Raw genomic sequence first — 16,343 nt, 5'->3', positions numbered from 1 at the left:
ATACGTACTTATTGCATTAATAGTAGCATTCGCCTGCTACTCTTTATTTAAAGTGCTTAAAAAGAATTTCGCACCCAAGAAATTCAGCTCCAAAAGAACAAACTGCGATAAAGACTGCGGATGTTCTTAAACAGGGCTTAACCGGAATATCAAAAAAATAAATGTATTTTCATTGTTTGAAAATATATTTATTTTGACTCTAAAAAACACAATTACGGTTCTCACACTGTTATCGGGCATTTTCTATGCTAAATGCCAGACAGATACAGCGCTTGTTACATCTTACAGGGATAAGGTGATGATACGCCTTAATCTTGATACTAACCTTGAAAAGTATATCATTTCCGAGAAAGGTACAGACGATAGTAAAATGGAGCTTTCCATCAATAACAAGACAAAAACATCCGTATCTATTGACTACCGCGTCATCAGTGCCACGCTTTCCTTCTCACCCAAATTTATCCCCGGAAACAATGAGGATGATCTGAAAGGAAAAAGCTCTTATACGGATCTGAGCTTCAGGTTTTTCCCTAAAAGATTTATCCAGACTCTCTATTATAAAAAGGTAAAAGGGTTTTACTTGGAAAACATGAAAGATTTTATTCCGGACTGGAAGGAGACCGATGCTTATTTGCAGTTTCCGGACTTAAAAGTGCTGAGCTTTGGAGGAACAACGTCATATGTGCTCAATAAAAACTTCTCGGCCAAAAGTATATATACCCACAGCGAATGGCAGAAAAAAAGCAGCGGTAGCTGGGTTCCCTATCTGGATTATGATATCAGCTTTTTTACCAATACAATCAATGAAGTAAAAAACAAAGAGATTCAGTATAAAATAGGCGGTAATATGGGATACTTTTACAATTGGATTATAAGAGATAAGGTGAATGTTGCTCCTTACCTTTCTCTGGGAATTGGAGGACAGTTTTCAAGTTCCCGGCAGGAAAATGAAAAGAAAGAAAACGAACAGTTCGTAACCCTGAAGATGGAGGGAGGACTGCATGTCGGATATAACTCGGACCGCTTTCTTTTTGGAGGGAGGATAAGCTTTAATACCTATACCTATCAGAAAAGCGGAGAGACGGTAGAAAATAATAACCTGTACGGACTGATTTATATAGGATATCGTTTTGCACCACCGAAAGTTGTAAAAAATACTTACGATAAAATCCAAAAAAAGATTCCGGTTCTATAAGTTGAATGGTCTTTTAAGTATCTTTGCGTCGGAAAATTTGGAAAAGAAAACAATAAAAGTAAAAACATCATGTCATTAATAAAATCTATTTCCGGAATTCGCGGAACCATTGGGGGAAAAGTAAATGATAACTTAACACCGCTGGATGTGGTAAAATTTGCTTCCGCATTCGGAACCTGGCTTCAGAATAACAAAAATAAAAAAGACCTTACCCTGATCATCGGCAGAGATGCCAGAATTTCCGGGCAGATGGTTTCTTCTCTTGTAACCGCTACATTACAGGGATTAGGTATCAATGTAGTAGACTTAGGACTTTCTACAACCCCTACGGTAGAAGTAATGGTTCCTGAGCTGAATGCAGACGGAGGAATTATCCTTACCGCTTCCCACAATCCAAAGCAGTGGAATGCCCTGAAGCTGTTAAACGAAAAAGGAGAATTCATCAGTGGTGAAAACGGTGCAGAAGTACTGGCGTTGGCTGAAAGTGAAGATTTCAATTATGCAGAAGTAGATGATCTTGGAAAATACGAAACAAGAGACGACGCTTTTGATATCCATATTCAGCAGATCCTGGATTTGCCAATGGTAGACGTGGAAGCAATTAAAGCGAAGAATTTTAAGGTAGTGCTGGATGCCGTCAACTCTACAGGAGGCATTGCTATTCCTATGCTTTTGGACAAATTAGGCTGTGAAACCATCAAATTATACTGTGAACCTACAGGACACTTCCCTCATAACCCTGAACCTTTGAAAGAACATTTAGGGGATATCTGCGAATTGGTAAAAAAAGAAAATGCAGATTTAGGCGTTGTGGTAGATCCCGACGTAGACAGATTGGCCCTTATTGATGAAAAAGGGGAAATGTTTGGTGAAGAATATACATTGGTAGCAGTGGCAGATTATTTACTGAAGCATAAAAACGGAGCAGCTGTTTCCAACCTTTCTTCAAGCCGCGCTTTGAGAGATGTTGCCCGGGCCCACAACTCAGAATACTTTGCAAGTGCTGTAGGAGAAGTAAATGTAGTTACGCTGATGAAAGAAAAAAATGCTGTAATTGGAGGAGAAGGAAACGGAGGAATTATCTATCCTGAATTGCATTACGGAAGAGATTCTTTAGTAGGAGTTGCATTGTTTTTGACTCATTTAGCCAAAGAAAATAAAACCGTTTCTGAGCTAAGAGCAGGATACCCAAGCTATTTTATGGGTAAAAAGAAAATAGAACTGACTCCGGAGATTGATGTAGATGCTATCTTAAGCAAAATGGAGCAGGAGTATCAGAATGAAGAGGTTTCTACAGTAGACGGTGTTAAAATAGACTTTGAAAATAACTGGGTTCACCTTAGAAAATCCAATACAGAGCCGATCATCAGAATTTATACGGAAGCTAAATCTCAGGAAGAAGCCGATAAGCTTGGTGATGATATTATTGCTAAAATCAAGAGTTTAATCTAAAAATATACGAAGAACGGACAATTGCTCCGTTCTTTTTTTATTTGAGCATATTAAAATCAGATTTTTATTTCTTAAAAATAATCAAGAAAAGTTCCGGGCGGACTAACGCTGATATTAAAAGTATCAACATCGTATGGAAGACCGAGATACAAGCCGGAAAATAGCTTGCTATAAGTATTTAACCCCAATTTCTGTTTTTTTATCCACAATCCTTTTATTGGTTTTCTTTTTTTACTATTTTTATAATAGAAATTAATGAAATGGAAAATTCAAAAAAAAGTTGCAACTTTGCATAAATATTTGAATATCAGTTTCAGATGTATTATTAACTAAACGTTTGCCGAGGTTTGTAAGCAAATTCAGACATCAGGCCGACAAAGAGGACACTATTGGAAGAGTATTTTGGAAATGAACTTGTAAAAAAGTTCGAGGAAATGATGGAAAACAATGACGAATTCTACTTCGATACTGAAGAGTTGGAAGATATCATTGTTTATTATTTGGAGCTTGGTGATTTTAATTACGCCGACATGGCTGTTAATTATGGACTAAAGCTTCACCCTAATTCGTTGGATATTAAGATCAAAAGACTTGAGATCCTTCTGGAGTGGGAAGAGTATAATACGGCGAAAGAACTTATTGACGAGCTGAAAGGGGCTTCTATGGAGAACACAGACTTTTTGGTTTGTTACGCCAAGTATTATTCGAACTTAGGAAATCCCAGAAAATCCATTGAAATCTGCAAAAAAGCTTTGACATTAGAGGAAGAAGAAAACTTTCTCCACAACTTTATTGCGGATGAATATGTGAATCTCGGAGATCCTTTTAACGCTCTTAAACATTACAGAAAAGCACTGAAGGAAGACCCGTCGGATGAATATTCGCTGGAAAACTGTATGGTGTGCTTCAGTGATCTCAATAAGAGCGAGGAGGCTATTGCCTTTCTTAATGAATATTTAGATGAATTCCCTTATTCTGAAACCGCCTGGTTTGAATACGGACAATTCTATTTCAACAGAAAAAATTATGATGAAGCAATAAGGGGCTACGACTACTTACTGGCAATCAACTCAAACTCTGTGGGAGTATACGCCAATAAAGCAGCCTGTTATGAAGCTTTGGGACAGTATCAAAAGGCGATCGAAACATATGAGGAGATGCTGGAGCTGGAATATACAAAAGCATTTACTTTTTATAAGATCGGATTATGCAACAAGGCCTTAAAACAGCCTATCTTAGCTTTAAATGCATTCCAGAAATCATTGAGAGAAGATCCTCAGTTTTATCTTGCCATGATGGAGCAGTCTTATCTTTATGAAGAAATGGGCGGGATGTCTGAAGCACTGCATTATGCCAAAGAAGCCACACAGCTGAATGAAAACAATCTTGATTATCAGAAGAGATTGGCATTTTTGTTTATTGATTCCGGAAAGTTTGAAGAAAGTCTTTCCTGTCTTAAAAAGCTGGTAGATGCAGAGCCTTCAAGGTTCTACAACTGGTATGCCTATTCAGAAGTTTTGATGTTGGTAGGAGAATATGAAGATGCGGTAACCGTTTTGAACAGTGCCATTAAAAAACATTACAGGGCTGAACTGTTTTATCAGTTGAGCAATTGTTTTTTCAATCTGAAAGACCAGGATAAAGGAATGGATTCACTTCAGAAAGCTTTAGATCTTGATCCGTCTCTGGTTAAGGATATGCAGAAAAAATATCCTTTCATTAAAGACGAAGTGAAAAAGGTTAAAGCCGGTAAAGTGAAGAAAAAGAACTAGATTTAAGTAACAAATAACAAAAAACCTGCAGAAATGCAGGTTTTTTTATTGAAAGTTGTATTCGTAAAAAAACTTATCCGGAGCGCTGCTGTTGGGGTTTCCGTTTATATCCAGGGACTGTCTGTTTTCTTCAGACGGATATCCTGCGGTATTAAAAGTCGTCGTATACTTATGAGTGGTGGTTCCGGTTGCGGTTCCTCCTCCGGCTGTAGTATAGGTAAATTCTCCTTTATAAGTACTTAAGCTGTTTTTTATATTCGAAAATAGCATGCTTACCCCGTCACTGCTCTCATTTCCGTTGAATATAATCTTGTCAAAACCTTTTACATTCTTAAAAGGATAGTTCTTATCAGTGTAAGTGTAAGTCTCTTTTTCTGTGTAATTAACCGTGTTTCCATTTACTGTTCCGGTTCCTGAGCCGGTGCTGCTTATCATATTTCCATTGCTGTAGGTAAACACGCTGTTAATGGTTGAAGAGCCGGTACCTGAATTTGTCTGCCTTTTTACACTGATCTCTGTATTGCTTGTGTAGGTATAGGTAAATGCAACCGTATTTTGTATGGCTCCGGCAGTAGAATACTCTTTAATAACCGCTGAGGCCATGCGTCCGTTAGAATATCCATATTCAACCGCACTTTCGAGACTATTATTCTCGTAATTTTTAATGCCGGTAACGTAATCATCAGTATAAGAGAACTCAACTCTCTGCCCTTGATTAATATTGTTAATCATGCTGATAATTTTAGTTCCATTGTAATTGATTTTCATTACAATACCATCTATCGTCATTTTCGTAGGAAGAACCACACTTTGAACAGATGGGTCACTGTTGTCAAAAGAAGCGTCATCAGCATCGGAGCAGGAAAGCGCAGTTAGGGCTATAGACCCCAAAAGTAGAAATTTTTTCATAGTTATAAGTTAAATCATTCAAATATAATTCAATTTATAATATGATTTTACTTTTTTGGGTTTGTTCTTAAAAATATGAGCCCGCCGATAATGACACCTGCCCCTATAAATTGTAAATAAGTCAGTTTTTCACCATCTATAATTCCCCAGATAATAGCTACAATGGGCATTACCAAAGTAACGGTTGAAGCAAAAAGCGGACTGGAAACTTTTAGTAAACGGTAATTCATCGTCATGGCAAGGCCCGTTCCGAAAATAGATAAAAGGCTCACAAACATAAGTCCCAGCAGATTATCTTTCGAAAAACTGAACTCCGAAAAGAACCCCGTGCTTGTCAATGCTATCACTGAAGGAAATAATAAGACAAATGAGAAAACAAAAGCAGATAGCACAGTAGACGAAACTTCCATAAGCTTCGATTTTACTGTTGTTGTACTCAGGGCGTAGCATAAAGTAGCCAGTAGCAGCAATAAAATCGGAATCATTTTCAATTCCCCGCCGTCACCTCCTCCAAAGGCCAGTATACAGACCCCCGTAAAGCTTATTAACGTTCCTATAATCTGTTTTTTCGTTGTTTCGAATTTCCATACCAAAGCACCTACAATAATTACGAAAATAGGCATCATTGAGTTGATAATCCCTGCAATGCTGCTGCTTATTTCAGTTTCAGCAATCGGGAACAGAAACATAGGAATGAAGTTTCCGGTAAATGCAGCCAGGATTAGCCACTTGAGATGTTTTTTAGGGAAAAGTCTGTAATTGGAAATGGCAACAGGAAGTAAAATAATTCCGGCAATAAGAACCCTTAAAGCCCCTACCTGAAAAGGATTAAAATGCTCCAGAGATTTTTTGATTAAAATAAAGGATGATCCCCAGATAATACTCAGGACCGCCAGAAGAACCCATTTTTCTTTATCTGCGTTCATTATTTTCGTGTAAGATTTTTAGAAACTCTTTTTTGGGAATCATTTTTGCCCCTAAGCTTTCAAGATGTTCTGTATGTGATTGACAGTCAATTAACTCTAGGCTATTTTTATTGCTTTCTACAAAGTGGATAAACCCGGCTTTGGAGGCATTGCTTACCTTAGCAAACATGCTTTCACCACAGAAAACGTTACCGATCTGTAATCCATAAAAGCCCCCGACAAGTTCTCCATCCTGCCATACTTCAATGCTTTTGGCCAGTCCATATTCATGAAGCTGGATGAAAGAGTTCATCAATTCATCAGAAAGCCACGTCCCCGACTGTCCTTTTCGGGTTGCCTGCTGACAATTCCTGATGACTTCTCTGAAATTCCTGTTCTCTGAGAAAGTAAAGATATTTCTGTTTAATATCTTCCTCATTGATTTCGAAACCTTTAATTCTTCAGGAATAAGAACAAATCTTGGATCCGGGCACCACCAAAGTATTTCCTCTTCAGGGTTATACCAGGGAAAAATACCCAGTTGATAAGCAAACCAGATACGTTCTACAGACAGGTCGCCGCCAAAAGCAATCACTCCCTCATGCCCGTCATACAGCTCAGGGTCTGGAAATGAAATTTCGTTTTCGTCTAATCGGATCATTTTTAGAAAAAAAATCCCACTTCAAAAAGCAGGATTTATATTTGTTCTTTATTTTTCTAATTAAAAAGGTAAATCGTCATCGTCGTCTCCGGCAAACGGATTCTCATTAGAAACAGGAGATGCCGACTGCTGAGGCATTGCCTGAGTAGGCTCAGATGCATTCTCTGAAACTTTCTCTACTCTCCACCCCGTAATAGAGTTGAAATATTTGGTTTCACCCTGGGGAGAAACCCATTCTCTACCTCTGATATTGATTCCTACCTTTACGTTTTCCCCTTCTTTAAGGTTATCTAATAAACTGATTTTATCAGATAAAAATTCTATGTTTATCGGCTGTGGATACTGTTCCTGGGTTAAAATAACCATTTCTCTTTTTTGAAACCCGCTCGCAAATGTTTGAGCATCAAAAAGTTTCTTTACCGTTCCTTGTAATTCCATATCGTAAATATTAACGATGTAAAAGTAAGAAAATGAAATGTAATAAAAGGTGCCATGAAAAAAAAATGTACAAATTTTAATTTTTTTCCCTGAAAAGTTTGGTAGTAAAGGAAATTGTCCTATATTTGCACTCACAAAAACGAAGCAAGCTCTTTAAAACTTACAATATAAAAAAACCAGCGGATGTGGTGTAATTGGTAGCCACGCCAGACTTAGGATCTGGTGCCGTGAGGCGTGGGGGTTCGAGTCCCTTCATCCGCACTATGCGAAAATAGCTCAGCTGGTAGAGCACAACCTTGCCAAGGTTGGGGTCGCGGGTTCGAATCCCGTTTTTCGCTCCACACCATGCCCTGGTGGTGGAACTGGTAGACACGCAGGACTTAAAATCCTGTGTCCGCAAGGACGTACGGGTTCAAGTCCCGTCTGGGGTACAAGACCCTCTGTAATATCTTACGGAGGGTTTTTTGTTTTAATAGAGAACGTTCTTTAAATAAAAAATTTATATTTGTAATAAATACAGCCTGAATCTGTAAATACAGATGGGCAATACCAGCGGATGTGGTGTAATTGGTAGCCACGCCAGACTTAGGATCTGGTGCCGTGAGGCGTGGGGGTTCGAGTCCCTTCATCCGCACTAAATAAGCTCTTTTCAGAGTCATTAAGAAGATTGGAACATTTGTTCGAATCTTTTTTTTCGCCCACACATCATGCCCTGGTGGTGGAACTGGTAGACACGCAGGACTTAAAATCCTGTGTCCGCAAGGACGTACGGGTTCAAGTCCCGTCTGGGGTACATAGTCCTCCGTATAATCTTACGGAGGATTTTTTATGTCGTAAATCATATGAAAACGATCGGGCGAGAAAGTAGAGCGAAAATGAAGATTATGGGTTTAAGTCACCGTATAATAGTAGACTGAAATATCGTATTGCAACTCAATCTTTTATCATGTAATAGGTGCTGCAGTATTGGCAGCAATGGAAATCCTTTGTTTTTATTGATGGCCTGAAGCCGGAATTCTATAAAAAGGCCGTCTTCACAAGTTTGTGGGACGGCCTCTTTTATTTTCTTATCATTTCCGTATGGGGAATATCATCTTCCAGGTATTTCCTGCCCGTATCTGCAAATCCGAACCCGCTGTAAAATCTCAAAAGATAATCCTGCGCTGAGATTCTGATTTCAGCAGTGTGAAAACGATTTTCTATGGTTTCTACGGCATACTGTATCAGCTGTTTACCCAAATTTTTTCCTCTGGCCTGTTCGGTTGTAAGAACCCTTCCAATGGATGTTTCGTCATACTTTATGCCTTTATCAAAAACACGGCAGTACGCAAGCACCTGCCCGTTTTCTTCTGCCCAGATATGAACTGCTTTCTGATCATAATTATCCAGATCAGGATAGGGACAGTTTTGTTCAATTACGAAAACATCTATACGGGCTTTCAATACAGCATACAATTCAGGAACAGTGAATTCATCAAAAGTTTTGATTTTCCAGACCATGCTACTCATCGAAACTTATATTATTAAGCGTTAGAAAATCATTGGTCTTTTCGATAAAATCCAGAATATGATCTCCTCCCTCTTTCTTTTCTGCCGAGGTAATATACAGCTCTGGTAGATCTTCCCATGTTTTATGAAGTTCGGCTTTATAGTCTTCAACATTTTTGACAACAGCATTCGGTTTCAGTTTGTCAGCCTTTGTAAAGACAATTGAGAATGGAATTCCGCTCTCACCACACCACTGGATAAATTCCAGATCAATTTTCTGCGGAGTATGTCTTACATCTACCAGAACAAAAAGATTTACCAGGTTTCTCCTGTTCAGAATATAATTGGTGATCAGTTTTTCAAAATCCTTTCGCTGAACTTTGGAAACCTTTGCATAGCCATATCCCGGTAAATCGGTGAGATACCAGTTTTCATTCACCAGAAAATGATTGATCAGCTGGGTCTTTCCCGGGGTCTGTGATGTTTTGGCAAGGTCTTTATGATTCATCATGGCGTTGATCAGTGATGATTTTCCCACATTTGACCTTCCGATAAAAGCATATTCGGGAATATTTGGTTCAGGACATTCCTGCCACTTTCCGCTACTCTTTACAAACTCTGCTGTCTTGATAATCATTTTTGAATGTATTTTAGAAAAATAAACCACTAAGAAAAGCTCTTAATGGTCATTGTTATGTATTTAAACTTTATCTTTTATCCAGTTGTACAGGATTTCATTGAATTCATCTGGCTTTTCCATCATGGCTGCATGGCCACATTTGTCAATCCAGAATAAATCTGAGTTAGGAATAAACTTGTGCATATCCTCTGCCACTTCCGGAGGAGTAACATTATCCTGTTTACCCCAGATCAGACAGGTAGGCGTCACAATCTTCGGAAGATCGTTCAGCATATTGTGTTTAATGGCGCTTCTTGCCAGCATTACCGTTTTTATTCCTTTCATTCTGTCATTTACCACTCCGAAAACTTCATCTACAAGATCCTCTGTTGCAATCTTTGGGTCATAGAAAACTTCTTCCGTTTTCTTTCTGATATAAGAACGGTCATTTTTTCTTGGAAAGCTGTCCCCGAAAGTTCTTTCATACAATCCGGAGCTTCCTGTAAGAACAAGATTCTTTACCAGATCAGGTCTTGCCAACGTCAGAATAAGTCCTACGTGACCTCCCATTGAGTTTCCTACAATAGATACAGGCCCTGAAATATGACTTTCTATAAATTTGATAATATATTTTGCGATAGTGGTAAGATTCGTATTGAGTACCGGCAGATCATAGATGGGTAACTGAGGTACATATACCTTAAACCCTCTTTCCGAAAAAAAATCTACCATTTTATCGAAATTACTCAAACCACCCATTAACCCGTGCAACAGCACTAATGGATGTCCTTCTCCCGCTTCTACATAGGAATATTTCTTTTCTTTTTTTGTACTAAATATCATAAAACGCCTTAATAAAGCCCTGCAAAAATACAAATTAAACCTCAAAAAAATTTTGATTATCCTAATTTAAGATAAAAATAATATAATATTCTGCTTTTTAACTTTTTTTTTCGAAACTGCTTTATTATGGCTTAAATAACACTTTTAACAAGTCTCTTTATATCAGTATTTTACATTATTGAAATTCAATCTTTAATAAAACTTATTAACATTGAGTCAAAAAGTGGGAAAAAGTGGGAAATTTTGGAAATTATTATATAAATTTGTCCCAAATGAAAAATTTCATTGGGACATATGAGTGCAAAATTGACGACAAAGGCCGCCTGAAAGTTCCTTCATCTTTAATCAAACAGATGGAAAACTTCGATGACAAGGCTTTTGTGGTCAAAAGATCTGTGTTCCAACCCTGTCTGGAGGTTTATCCTATGAATGCATGGGACAAGCTGATGGGCAAAATTAATAAACTGAACAGGTTCATAAAAAAGAATGCTGATTTCATACGAATGTTTACGGCAGGAGTAAAAACAGTAGAGCTGGACAACGCCGGGCGGTTACAGATCTCAAAAGATCTGACGGTTTTTGCAAATCTTCAGAAAGATATTGTGATCACCAGTGCAGGAGAGCTCTTTGAGATTTGGGATAAAGGCGCCTATGAAAAGGTGATTGCAACCAATGAAGCTGATTTTGCAAGCCTTGCCGAAGAAGTGATGGGCTCTTTCGATGAAGAATAACTGTAGTCGGTAATTAATTTGATTATTATTAAATAAAAAACACAATTAAGCATGTATCATAACCCCGTTTTGTTGAAGCAGAGTGTTGATGATTTGGTGACGAATCCTGACGGAATATATGTGGACTGCACCTTTGGAGGCGGAGGCCATTCAAGAGAAATCCTGAGCAGGCTTTCCGATAAAGGGAGATTGTTCAGCTTTGATCAGGATCTGGATGCACTTAAAAATACAATTGATGATCCACGTTTTACCCTGGTCAATCAGAATTTCAGATTTCTGGAAAACTCATTGCTGATGTATGGCGTTTCACAGGTTGACGGTGTTTTGGCAGACTTAGGAGTGTCTTCCCATCAGTTTGATGAAGCGGACAGAGGATTCTCAACAAGAAGCAATGCTCCTTTGGATATGAGAATGAATGTGATGCAGAATCTTGATGCCAAAAGAGTGATCAATGAATATGAAGAAGGAGAACTTGCGGATCTTTTCTATCATTATGGAGAACTAAGAGAAGCAAGAAAGCTGGCGAGGGAAATTGTTCATCACAGAAAAACAAAAAGTATAGAAACTACGGAAGACCTGAAAAAACTGTTCAGCTATATTCCGCCCCACAAGGTTAATAAATTCTATGCTCAGCTTTTTCAGGCCATAAGAATTGAAGTGAATCAGGAGCTTGAAGTATTGAAAGAAATGCTGATTCAGGCTTTCAATGTTTTGAAACCGGAAGGAAGATTGGTAGTTATTTCTTACCACTCCCTGGAAGACCGGCTGGTAAAGAGATTCCTGAAAAACGGAATGTTCGAGGGAGAGCCGGAAAGAGATATCTACGGAAATTATAAAAAGGCATTTGAATTGATAAAGAGTAAAGCGATCATTCCTGATGACAAGGAAATCGAAGAGAACTCAAGAGCAAGAAGTGCCAAGATGAGAACAGGAATAAAGGTATAAATGATAAATCATAAGTGATAAACGATATCAATTATCTTTTATCATTAATCAATTATAAAAAAGCTTTGGCAAAAAGAACAACAAATCGCCCCCAGAAAAGACTCACTTTTATAGATATTATAAAAGGAAACTTTCTGAACCGTGATGAGATCAAAATACATTACAGGTATTTTCTCCTGTTGTTCATATTGATGATGGCCATGATTTATACCAACCATCTCGTCGATAAAAAAATTAAAGTTGTAAACGTCCTAAAGGAAGAAACGGAAGAATATAAATCACGAAATGCTTACGCCCAGAGTAAGCTGATCAAAGTAAAAATGGAATCACAGCTGGGGAAAGAGGTTGCCCGGGATTCATTGATGACCCTGGAAAACCACCCTCACAAATTGCTAATAAAACTGGACAGTACAGATGCAAAAGCAAAATGAATACGACAATAAACGTAAGAAAACGTTACGATGGGGCTACCTCTTTGCAGTGGTAGCTTTGTGCGTGTTTGTCATGTTTCTGGCAAGGATTGTCATTCTTCAGAATACCAATGTCCAGGAGATAAAAGATGATTACATTAATAAAAACTATCGTGAGGCTACGTTAAAGGCGGCACGAGGTAATCTTTTTGCTTCCGACGGTTCTATTCTCGCTACAACGGTTATGCGATACGATATCTATCTTGACTTCAAAACGATGAAAGATACGGTGTACTCCAACAACATCGGAGCATTAACTGATTCCCTGAGCAAAATGTTCGGAAAACCTAGAAGTGAATTCCGACAGAAGTTTGACGAACAGAAGAAAAAGAAAAACCAATACTACACGTTGGTAAAAGGGCTTGATTTTGACCAGTACGACAGAATCCGAAAGTTCCCGATCTTCAAAAGAGGTAAAAATAAAGGGGGATTTATTGTTGACAGAAACTATAAAAGAGAACTCGCTACCTCAGAAATCGGAGCCGGAACCATTGGTATGGATAACGGAGAGCTTAGATCAGGACTGGAGGGAGCTTTCTCAAAATATCTGACAGGAACCGACGGAAAAAGACTTGAGCAGAGAATCAATTCTTCGCAATGGAAACCCATCGACTTCTGGAAAGTTCAGGAACCTGTAGACGGAGAAGATGTTTACACGACCTTAGATCTTAGGATTCAGGATATTGCACACTCCGCTCTGGAGAAGCAGATGATCCATTTTGAAGCAAAACATGGTACCGTAATTGTAATGGAGGTTGAAACCGGAAAAGTGCGTGCCCTTGTGAACTTAAGAAGAACAGAATCAGGAGATTACGAAGATTCCTACAACTATGCACTGAAAGATAATATAGAGCCGGGATCCACTTTTAAAACCATTTCGCTCTTAGCAGCAATGGATGACGGTTTCATTGATGAAAATACAACCGTAAACGTAGGAAACGGAGTGTGGACATATGCCAAACAAAGAATTTCAGACGGACACGGCGGCGGAACTTATGATATCAGTGATGTTTTAGCGAAATCCAGTAATGTAGGAACGGCGAAACTGATCACAAAATATTATGCAGAAAAGCCACAGATTTTCCTTGATCACCTGAAACGCTGGAAATTATTCGATAAAATGGATATCGAACTTCCTGGAATTACAAAACCGAAAATTGTAACGCCACAAAATAAAAGATGGAACGCAGCAACACTGGCTTCCATTTCTTACGGATATTCTTCCAACATCAACCTTCTTCAATTGACAACCTTCTACAATGGGGTTGCTAATGGAGGGAAAATGCTTAAGCCTTTATTCATAGATAAAATACTGAAAGACGGTAAAGTGATGTATCAGGCAAAACCGGAAGTAATGGTCAATAAAATGGCCTCAGAAAAAGCGGTTAAAATGATGACCAGCGCCTTAACAAAAGCAGTAGAAAAAGGAACGGGACGAAGCATTTTTACACCTAACCTTAAAATGGCAGGGAAAACCGGAACCGCAAGATTTGAATACTGGCTGCCAGGTCCAATGAAATACAGAGCATCATTTGCAGGGTTTTATCCGGCAGACGCACCGAAATACACCTGTTATGTGATGATCAGTGAGCCCAACACATCAATAGGATTTTATGGGGGGTCCGTTTCAGCGCCGGTGTTTAAAGAAATTGCAGGAAAAACATTCCTGAAAACACCACAGAATATTGAAAAAGAAATGCTTGTAGACAAAAAGGTAAACCTGAGCAAAATGGTTGAACCTAACGTTAAAGTAGCAGTAAATGATAAACAGATGCCTAATGTAGTAGGATTAATTGGTAAAAATGTAATCCCGCAACTGGAAAACTTAGGCTACCGTGTCGACTATAAAGGAGTAGGAAGAATTAAAGAACAATTTCCGCTGGAAGGCACAACAATCAGTAAGAACCAGAGAATTTATTTGTCTCTGCAGAATTAAGAAACAAGATCCCGAAAGGATAATTTAAACCAAAATAGGGCAAAGCCTTATTGATAAAGATGATTATAACAGAATTAGTAAACAGAATCCCAGTACTGGAAATTCAAGGTGATAACAGCCGAGAAATTACTGAATTGGTGATTGACAGCAGAAAGGTTACAGAAGGCTCTCTTTACATTGCAATGAGAGGAACTGTGGTAGATGGCCATTCATTCATTGCATCTGCTGTTGAAAAAGGAGCCGCAGCAATCGTTTGCGAAGAATTCCCTGAAACATTGACAGAAAATGTAACGTATGTTCAGGTAAAAGATTCATCCAAAGCTTTAGGACATCTTGCTTCCAATTACTATGGAAACCCTTCTCAGAAGCTGAAACTGATAGGAGTTACAGGGACTAACGGGAAGACATCCGTTTCCACCCTTCTTTTTGACGTGTTCAAGAACCTGGGGTATCCTGCTGCTTTACTTTCTACTGTTAAGATCAGAATCGGTGAAGAAATTATTCCAGCTACCCACACCACTCCTGATGTGATTACGATCAACAGGATTTTGGCTGAAGCGGTAGAAAAAGGATGTGAATTTGCTTTCATGGAAGTAAGCTCGCACGGAATTGCCCAGAACAGAATTGAAGGATTACACTTCAAAGTGGCAGGCTTTACCAACCTTACCCATGATCATTTAGATTATCATAAAACGTTCGGAGAATATTTAAAAACTAAGAAAAGATTTTTTGACGAATTAGAAGATACAGCCGTTGCTATCACCAATGTAGATGATAAGAACGGTAACGTCATGCTTCAGAACACCAAAGCTAAAAAGAAGTCCTATGCTTTGAAAACTATGGCAGATTATCACGGAAAATTATTGGAAGTGGATTTCAACGGAATGCTGCTGAACTTCAACGGAAAAGAATTTTGGACGACACTTACCGGGAAATTCAATGTATATAACTTGCTTCTTGTCTTTGGTATTGCTGAAGAGCTTGGTTTTGAGCAGGATGAAATTCTTCAGGCCATCAGCAAGCTAAAAAGAGTTTCAGGAAGATTTGAAACCTTCAAATCAGATGGCGGAATATTCTTTATTGTAGATTATGCGCACACTCCGGACGCTTTGGAAAATATTCTGGACAGTATCAACGATATCAGAACCAAAAACGAAAGATTAATCACCGTATTCGGCTGCGGAGGAGACAGAGATCACTCCAAAAGACCTGAAATGGGAAATATTGCCACTAAAAAATCAACACTGGCAATCATCACTTCAGATAATCCGAGAACAGAAGATCCCGCGCAGATCATCAAAGAAATTGAAGCAGGCGTTGAACCGCAAAATTTCAGCAAATACACTTCAATTCCGGACAGACGAGAAGCCATAAAAATGGCGATAAAATTTGCAGAACCTAAAGATATTGTTTTGGTTGCCGGAAAAGGCCACGAAACGTATCAGGAGATTAATGGTGTAAAACATCATTTTGATGACAAAGAAGTAATTAATGAGCTTTGGAAATTAATGTCTAAATAGATTGAAAGATTAAACTCATTTAACGATTTAAAGATTTGATGATGGCGAAGAATTTTGAAAATTTCCCTGTATATATCAAAGTTTAGATCTTATTCAAAAAGTTTATGAGTTTCTTCAAAATCCAAGCTTTGCAAAAGAATTTGAATTTAATAACCAAATAAAAAGAGCGAGTTTTTCAATAAGCAACAATATTGCGGAAGGCTCAGAGTATAATAATAACAGACAATTTATAAGATATTTAAAAATTGCAGAAGGCAGCTGTGCAGAAGTGAAAAGCATGCTGATTGTGAGTAAAAGATTAAAATTAGGTGACGAAAATAAAGCCGAAGAAATTATCATCCTTTCAAGAGAGGTTTCTTCAAACATATCAAACTTTATTAAGTATTTAAGTGAAAATATTGAGAAACCCAATCTTTAAATCTTTAAATAAATTAAATTTTTAAATAATAAAAAACAGAA

At 38.1% G+C, this 16,343-nt stretch carries 16 protein-coding genes and 5 tRNA genes; 14 read left to right on the top strand and 7 right to left on the bottom strand.

All coding sequences use genetic code 11. From position 1 onward, the window contains the following. Positions 1–193 precede the first annotated feature (193 nt). The 3 genes from ACP3T3_RS14380 to ACP3T3_RS14370 all read left to right on the top strand — a co-directional run bounded on the left by ACP3T3_RS14380 (position 194) and on the right by ACP3T3_RS14370 (position 4,419). On the top strand, positions 194–1,195 hold the full coding sequence (locus ACP3T3_RS14380) for a DUF4421 family protein (RefSeq protein WP_426476515.1): 1,002 nt from the start codon (positions 194–196) through the stop codon (positions 1,193–1,195). A gap of 69 nt (positions 1,196–1,264) precedes the next feature. After that, positions 1,265–2,647 (top strand): phosphoglucosamine mutase, encoded by a 1,383-nt coding sequence (glmM, locus tag ACP3T3_RS14375; protein WP_426476514.1) that lies wholly within the window; start codon positions 1,265–1,267, stop codon positions 2,645–2,647. A 389-nt stretch (positions 2,648–3,036) separates the two neighbouring features. Further along, positions 3,037–4,419 (top strand): tetratricopeptide repeat protein, encoded by a 1,383-nt coding sequence (locus ACP3T3_RS14370; RefSeq protein WP_426476513.1) that lies wholly within the window; start codon positions 3,037–3,039, stop codon positions 4,417–4,419. 45 nt (positions 4,420–4,464) lie between these two features. On the opposite strand, the gene ACP3T3_RS14365 is transcribed toward ACP3T3_RS14370, so the two are convergent. The 4 genes from ACP3T3_RS14365 to ACP3T3_RS14350 are packed head-to-tail and all read right to left on the bottom strand — an operon-like array spanning position 4,465 to position 7,332. After that, on the bottom strand, positions 4,465–5,328 hold the full coding sequence (locus ACP3T3_RS14365; RefSeq protein ID WP_426476512.1) for a hypothetical protein: 864 nt from the start codon (positions 5,326–5,328) through the stop codon (positions 4,465–4,467). Positions 5,329–5,375: 47 nt separating this feature from the next. Continuing rightward, positions 5,376–6,254 carry a DMT family transporter gene (locus ACP3T3_RS14360; RefSeq protein WP_426476511.1) on the bottom strand — a complete coding sequence of 293 codons (879 nt, stop codon included), beginning with the start codon at positions 6,252–6,254 and terminating at the stop codon, positions 5,376–5,378. Continuing rightward, on the bottom strand, positions 6,241–6,894 hold the full coding sequence (aat, locus tag ACP3T3_RS14355) for a leucyl/phenylalanyl-tRNA--protein transferase (protein WP_426476510.1): 654 nt from the start codon (positions 6,892–6,894) through the stop codon (positions 6,241–6,243). Before aat ends, ACP3T3_RS14360 begins: the two co-directional genes overlap by 14 nt. Positions 6,895–6,954: 60 nt before the next feature. Further along, on the bottom strand, positions 6,955–7,332 hold the full coding sequence (locus tag ACP3T3_RS14350; RefSeq protein WP_089693608.1) for a DUF3127 domain-containing protein: 378 nt from the start codon (positions 7,330–7,332) through the stop codon (positions 6,955–6,957). Between the two features lie 179 nt (positions 7,333–7,511). Between ACP3T3_RS14350 and ACP3T3_RS14345 the strand changes: the two genes are divergently transcribed. From ACP3T3_RS14345 to ACP3T3_RS14325, 5 genes are all read left to right on the top strand, one after another. Continuing rightward, a tRNA-Leu gene (locus tag ACP3T3_RS14345) sits at positions 7,512–7,593 on the top strand. 4 nt (positions 7,594–7,597) lie between these two features. Next, positions 7,598–7,673: transfer RNA gene (locus ACP3T3_RS14340), tRNA-Gly, on the top strand. A 6-nt stretch (positions 7,674–7,679) separates the two neighbouring features. Next, positions 7,680–7,763: transfer RNA gene (locus ACP3T3_RS14335), tRNA-Leu, on the top strand. 121 nt (positions 7,764–7,884) lie between these two features. Beyond that, a tRNA-Leu gene (locus ACP3T3_RS14330) sits at positions 7,885–7,966 on the top strand. Between the two features lie 75 nt (positions 7,967–8,041). Further along, positions 8,042–8,125, top strand: a tRNA-Leu gene (locus tag ACP3T3_RS14325). A 266-nt stretch (positions 8,126–8,391) separates the two neighbouring features. Here the strand turns inward: ACP3T3_RS14325 and ACP3T3_RS14320 are convergent. The 3 genes from ACP3T3_RS14320 to ACP3T3_RS14310 form a co-directional block, all read right to left on the bottom strand. Further along, entirely contained in the window at positions 8,392–8,841 is a 450-nt protein-coding gene (locus ACP3T3_RS14320; protein ID WP_426476509.1) for a GNAT family N-acetyltransferase, read from the bottom strand. Then, positions 8,834–9,457 carry a ribosome biogenesis GTP-binding protein YihA/YsxC gene (gene yihA / locus ACP3T3_RS14315; protein ID WP_426476508.1) on the bottom strand — a complete coding sequence of 208 codons (624 nt, stop codon included), beginning with the start codon at positions 9,455–9,457 and terminating at the stop codon, positions 8,834–8,836. Before yihA ends, ACP3T3_RS14320 begins: the two co-directional genes overlap by 8 nt. Before the next feature lie 63 nt (positions 9,458–9,520). Continuing rightward, positions 9,521–10,282, bottom strand: a complete 762-nt coding sequence (locus ACP3T3_RS14310; RefSeq protein ID WP_426476507.1) for an alpha/beta fold hydrolase — start codon at positions 10,280–10,282, stop codon at positions 9,521–9,523. 272 nt (positions 10,283–10,554) lie between these two features. Between ACP3T3_RS14310 and mraZ the strand changes: the two genes are divergently transcribed. From mraZ to ACP3T3_RS14280, 6 genes are all read left to right on the top strand, one after another. Continuing rightward, positions 10,555–11,013 (top strand): division/cell wall cluster transcriptional repressor MraZ, encoded by a 459-nt coding sequence (mraZ, locus tag ACP3T3_RS14305; protein WP_426476506.1) that lies wholly within the window; start codon positions 10,555–10,557, stop codon positions 11,011–11,013. 51 nt (positions 11,014–11,064) lie between these two features. After that, complete coding sequence (rsmH, locus tag ACP3T3_RS14300; protein ID WP_426476505.1) at positions 11,065–11,958, top strand: 16S rRNA (cytosine(1402)-N(4))-methyltransferase RsmH; 894 nt, start codon at positions 11,065–11,067, stop codon at positions 11,956–11,958. Between the two features lie 65 nt (positions 11,959–12,023). Beyond that, positions 12,024–12,389: an FtsL-like putative cell division protein gene (locus tag ACP3T3_RS14295; RefSeq protein ID WP_426479978.1), complete on the top strand. Its 366-nt coding sequence runs from the start codon at positions 12,024–12,026 to the stop codon at positions 12,387–12,389. Next, positions 12,373–14,364: a penicillin-binding transpeptidase domain-containing protein gene (locus tag ACP3T3_RS14290; RefSeq protein ID WP_426476504.1), complete on the top strand. Its 1,992-nt coding sequence runs from the start codon at positions 12,373–12,375 to the stop codon at positions 14,362–14,364. Before ACP3T3_RS14295 ends, ACP3T3_RS14290 begins: the two co-directional genes overlap by 17 nt. 59 nt (positions 14,365–14,423) lie before the next feature. Further along, a complete protein-coding gene (locus ACP3T3_RS14285) occupies positions 14,424–15,884 on the top strand; it encodes a UDP-N-acetylmuramoyl-L-alanyl-D-glutamate--2,6-diaminopimelate ligase (protein ID WP_426476503.1) in 1,461 nt (486 codons plus the stop codon). A 70-nt stretch (positions 15,885–15,954) separates the two neighbouring features. Next, positions 15,955–16,302 (top strand): four helix bundle protein, encoded by a 348-nt coding sequence (locus ACP3T3_RS14280; RefSeq protein ID WP_426479977.1) that lies wholly within the window; start codon positions 15,955–15,957, stop codon positions 16,300–16,302. The last annotated feature ends 41 nt before the right edge of the window (positions 16,303–16,343 follow it).

It is taken from the genome of Chryseobacterium sp. CBSDS_008, from assembly GCF_049959325.1.
Taxonomy (GTDB): domain Bacteria; phylum Bacteroidota; class Bacteroidia; order Flavobacteriales; family Weeksellaceae; genus Chryseobacterium.
This window is presented reverse-complemented; position numbering and strand designations above follow the sequence as displayed.